A 4,109-nucleotide genomic window follows, 5' to 3' on the forward strand; every position below is an offset into this window, starting at 1 on the left:
GCGAAAGTCGAAGGTCCTGAAGGGCCGCAGCGAGCCCGGTGGCTTTGTTGATGCCGCTCGGCAGGATCATCACCGCGCCCTTGTTGAAGATGATTTCCAGTTCGAGACCCATCTTCTTGATGATATCGAGCACGGTCGCCTGATGGGGTTCCCAAGTCGCGACGATCGATCGCCCGACCGAAAGCGGCTTGATGCCCTGCCGCTTCAATCTGGCGACGAATTTGGGCTCGGGCGATGGGGCGATCACCCGTTCTTCCTCGCTGGCCGGCGTGTAGATCATCGCGCCATTCTCAGCGACGACCTTGTCGAAGAGGCTAAGCTCGGGAAAGACGCGCTTGAGATCGGGCAGTTCACGCCCGGTGACGAGAACCAGCTTGCGGCCGCTTTTCTTGAATCGCTCAAGCGCGGCGAGCGTCTTCTTGGCGACGATCCCATCATGAGCCAGCGTGCCGTCATAGTCTGCCGCCAATGCAATGAAATACATTCCGCCGACCCTTCTCGTTCCGGTTACCCGGCTAGAACGTGCGATCGAGACAAAGGCTCCCCACCGACCGGATCGCAGGTCTGGAGAAGGGCGGTTCGCCCTCGGAAATCAGGAACTCCTTCGGTGCCGGTACGTTGACCAGACAAGCCGGGAACCGTCCCGGTCTTTGCTGGCGGCGTGCAGACCCCGTCGCCGAAATCCACACCAAGCGCAATGAAAGGTAAGGCCATGGGCTTCTTTTCGAAGGACATCAAGACACTCGACGATCTCTTCGTGCACACGCTGCGCGACATCTATTACGCCGAAAAGCAGATCGAGAAGGCGCTGCCGAAGATGATTGACAAGGCAACCGACCCGCAATTGAAAGCCGGATTTGAAAAACACCTCGACCAGACGAGAGGCCATATCGAGCGCGTCGAAGAGGTGTTTGAGTTGCATGGCGTCAAGGCCAAGGAGGTCAACTGTCCGGCAATCGACGGCATTCTCGAGGAGGCCGACGATGTGAGCGGTGACGTCGATGACAAGGAGGTTCTCGATGCGGCGCTGATTGCTTCGGCGCAGGCCGTCGAACACTATGAGATGACACGCTACGGCACGCTCATCGCCTGGGCCAAGCAACTCGGCCGCACGGACTGCGCCAATGTGCTGACCAAGAACCTCAGGGAAGAACAGGCGACCGATCGCAAGCTCACCGAAATGGCGGAAAGCAAGATCAACCTGCAGGCAGCCGAATAAGGCTGCAATCCGGCCGGCTGATAACTCGGCCGGCCGGATTGCCGGCAGGTTTCCACTCCGTCAGCGAGACGGGTCGACGCCCAGGGCCGCTGATTGCTTGCGCAGCGCCTCATCGTCATCCTGCGGCACATGCCGAGCAGATCCTGCTGTTTCCGTGTAGATGCGGTACGCTACGCAAGCGAGCGCCACCATGAAAAGCAGACGGCCCATCCATCCTACTCCTTGGTTACGGATTTCGTTTCGGCCATCCTCAGTACCCTCCGACGACCGGCAAGATCTCGCCGGTGATGTAGCTCGAGCAGTGCGGCGAAGCGAGGAACACATAGGCCGGCGCGAGTTCTTCCGGTTGCGCGGGTCGTTTCATTGGCGTGTCCGCGCCGAATTTCGAGACGTCGTCGGCTTCCTTGTCCGACGGATTGAGCGGCGTCCACACCGGACCCGGTGCGACCGCATTCACCCTTATGCCCTTGCCGATGAGATTGCCCGACAAGGCCCGCGTGAAGGCATGTATGCCGCCCTTGGTCATCGAATAGTCGACCAGTTGTTTTGAACCGTCGATACCGGTTACCGAACCGGTGTTGATGATCGCCGAACCGGGCTTCATGTGCGGCACCGCTTCCTGCGCCATATGAAAATAGCCGTAAAGATTGGTCTTCAGCGTCGTGTCGAAATGTTCTTCGGTCAGCTCGCCGAAATCGCTGGAATGGATCTGGAACGCGGCGTTGTTGACCAGCACGTCGATGCGGCCGAATTTTTCAACGGTCTCCATGACCGCCTTGTGGCAGTGGCTGCGTTCGCTGACATCGGCCTTGACCAGGATGCAGCGTCGTCCCTCCTTTTCCACCGCTGATTTGGTCTCTTCAGCATCCTTGTCCTCGGCCAGATAGACGATCGCGACGTCGGCGCCCTCGCGGGCGAACAACACCGCCACCGAGCGGCCGATGCCGGAATCGCCGCCCGTGATGAGTGCTACCTTTTGGTCGAGTTTTTTCGATCCGAGATAGTACGGCGCATCATACAAAGGCTCCGGCTCTATCGCCCATTCATGCCCCGGTTTGGGCTGATGTTGCTCGGGGAAGGGGGGCTCGGGATATTCACGGGCGCCTGCCTGCATGGCGCCTTGCTGCTTCCCATCGCCTTTCGATTTGTCCTTGGCATCGACGCCACGTTGGATATGGCGCTGCTTTGCCGCTTCACCGGCTATTTCTGACTTCATCTGCATGATCGTCTCCTTGGCTTGGAGAGGAAACAACGCATGTCAGGCAAAAAGGTTTGCGCAAAAGATCGAGAGATTCCGGCCAGCGTTTGGCAATGCGTAACAACGACATCGCCAGTTGCACCAATTCAGCTGCAATGCAGCCGCGCCAGCCACCGCCGCCGATGGGGTCGAGCACCCGGGCTTGCCCGTTGCCTGTGCCGCCTTGGCAGCGAGCCAAATGTGATGATGTGGATTGGGAGCTATTGCGTCAAACTGGCGTGCGCAAAGCAGCGCCATCCGGTCTGCTCCGGGCGTAGCCGCCGGAATCTATCTTGGCGAGAGGCCATCGAGCAGGAAGTCCAGGCCTTTTCGGAAAGTGCCGTCCCAATCGTTGTCCAACAGCAGACGAGAGCGTTCGATTGTCGGATAGTGTTCGCTGAGACGTGTAAGACGCTGCTGCGCGGCTGCTCTGTCTTTTTCCGAGAGGTCGAAGCTTGCCCGGGTGAGGGTGGCGCCCATCACATAGTTGCAGAGCGACCAAATCGCAGCGTTGAGATCCGCGTCCGCAACACCGGCTCTGGACAAGGTCTTGCTCAGCATTTCCAGGCGACTGAGGATGTTCGGGCCAAGCGCCCGTCGCGGCAACAGCGATGCCGACCAAGGATGGCGCAACATTCTGGCGCGCCAGTTTTCGAGCATATGAACGACGTCTCCGCGCCAGTCCGGAGACTCACCTGTTTCAGGCGATCCGCGATATTCGAGCACCGAATCGAGTGCCAGATCAAAGACATCCTCCTTGTTGTCGACGTGCCAGTACAGGCTCATCACACCCGAGCCAAGGCGATCCGCCAGCCGACGCATTGTCAATCCGTCTATGCCCTGGGCGTCCAGCAGTTCCACCGCGATCGCCACGATACGCTCTCGAGACAGCGGCGGCTCGCTGCTCGCTTCCTGCATGGGTGGAAGCTTTGTCCGTTGCGATCGTTTGCTGGCACTGCGGGGTTTGGCTGCCATCTGTCTTCCTTGCTGGCCGAACGTCGATTTTGGCAGGCACCGTCAGGAATGTCGACGCTGATCGCTTGACTAGTACGACGTACCATACGATGACTCGTACATCGCACGATTCATCGTATGAGCGATCTGGTTAAAGTTCATGCCGGCCGCGAGTGCGTTTATTCGCGGTCAGCAGAGCCAGGAGAAATCATGTCACGCGCAATCAAGCATCTGCTTACCGGAGGGCTAATCATCATGACCATGGCAGTTTCCGCTGCGGCTACAGCGACTGGGAACGACCTCAAGCTGACCATCGTCAATCCACAGACGCTCTACGACCCGTCGCCGAATGGCTACAGCACCGCCGTGATCGCACCGCGCGGAACTCGGATTGCCTACATCTCCGGGCAGGGCGGCCAAGACAGCACAGGAGCCTTGTCACCCGATTTCGCTGTCCAGGTTAAGCAGGCCTACGCAAATTTGCATGCGGCGCTCGAGGGCATCGGCGCCAGGCCGGATCAGGTGGCGAAGCTCACGGTCTTCGTGGTCGACCACGACATGTCCAAGCTCGATGTGTTGACCAGGAACGTCAAGGACATGTTCGGCGAGGCGCTGCCGGCGCAGACACTGGTTCCCGTTCCCAAGCTTGCAATCGACCCCATGCTTTTCGAGGTGGAAGCCGTGGTCATGCTGGAGTAG

Annotated in this window: 7 protein-coding genes; 2 read left to right on the forward strand and 5 right to left on the reverse strand. The window is 59.2% G+C overall.

All coding sequences use genetic code 11. The features are described from left to right. Nucleotides 1-484 (reverse strand): HAD-IIB family hydrolase (locus EN750_RS21465; RefSeq protein ID WP_127397576.1); only part of this gene is annotated, 484 nt, incomplete at its 3' end. A gap of 228 nt (nucleotides 485-712) precedes the next feature. Here EN750_RS21465 and EN750_RS21470 point away from each other — a divergent pair. Further along, nucleotides 713-1,219 carry a ferritin-like domain-containing protein gene (locus EN750_RS21470; RefSeq protein WP_127272261.1) on the forward strand — a complete coding sequence of 169 codons (507 nt, stop codon included), beginning with the start codon at nucleotides 713-715 and terminating at the stop codon, nucleotides 1,217-1,219. A gap of 60 nt (nucleotides 1,220-1,279) precedes the next feature. Here the strand turns inward: EN750_RS21470 and EN750_RS21475 are convergent, their stop codons facing one another. From EN750_RS21475 to EN750_RS21490, 4 genes are all read right to left on the reverse strand, one after another. Next, complete coding sequence (locus EN750_RS21475) at nucleotides 1,280-1,429, reverse strand: hypothetical protein (protein ID WP_127397577.1); 150 nt, start codon at nucleotides 1,427-1,429, stop codon at nucleotides 1,280-1,282. A 40-nt stretch (nucleotides 1,430-1,469) separates the two neighbouring features. After that, nucleotides 1,470-2,441 carry an SDR family oxidoreductase gene (locus EN750_RS21480; RefSeq protein WP_127397578.1) on the reverse strand — a complete coding sequence of 324 codons (972 nt, stop codon included), beginning with the start codon at nucleotides 2,439-2,441 and terminating at the stop codon, nucleotides 1,470-1,472. Next, a complete protein-coding gene (locus tag EN750_RS21485) occupies nucleotides 2,413-2,613 on the reverse strand; it encodes a hypothetical protein (RefSeq protein WP_127397579.1) in 201 nt (66 codons plus the stop codon). Before EN750_RS21485 ends, EN750_RS21480 begins: the two co-directional genes overlap by 29 nt. 131 nt (nucleotides 2,614-2,744) lie before the next feature. Beyond that, entirely contained in the window at nucleotides 2,745-3,431 is a 687-nt protein-coding gene (locus EN750_RS21490; protein ID WP_127397580.1) for a TetR/AcrR family transcriptional regulator C-terminal domain-containing protein, read from the reverse strand. Between the two features lie 189 nt (nucleotides 3,432-3,620). Here EN750_RS21490 and EN750_RS21495 point away from each other — a divergent pair, with 189 nt between their 5' ends. Next, nucleotides 3,621-4,109, forward strand: coding sequence for a RidA family protein (locus tag EN750_RS21495; protein ID WP_127397581.1), 489 nt, complete (start codon nucleotides 3,621-3,623; stop codon nucleotides 4,107-4,109).

The organism is Mesorhizobium sp. M7A.F.Ca.ET.027.03.2.1, from assembly GCF_003999175.1.
GTDB lineage: Bacteria > Pseudomonadota > Alphaproteobacteria > Rhizobiales > Rhizobiaceae > Mesorhizobium.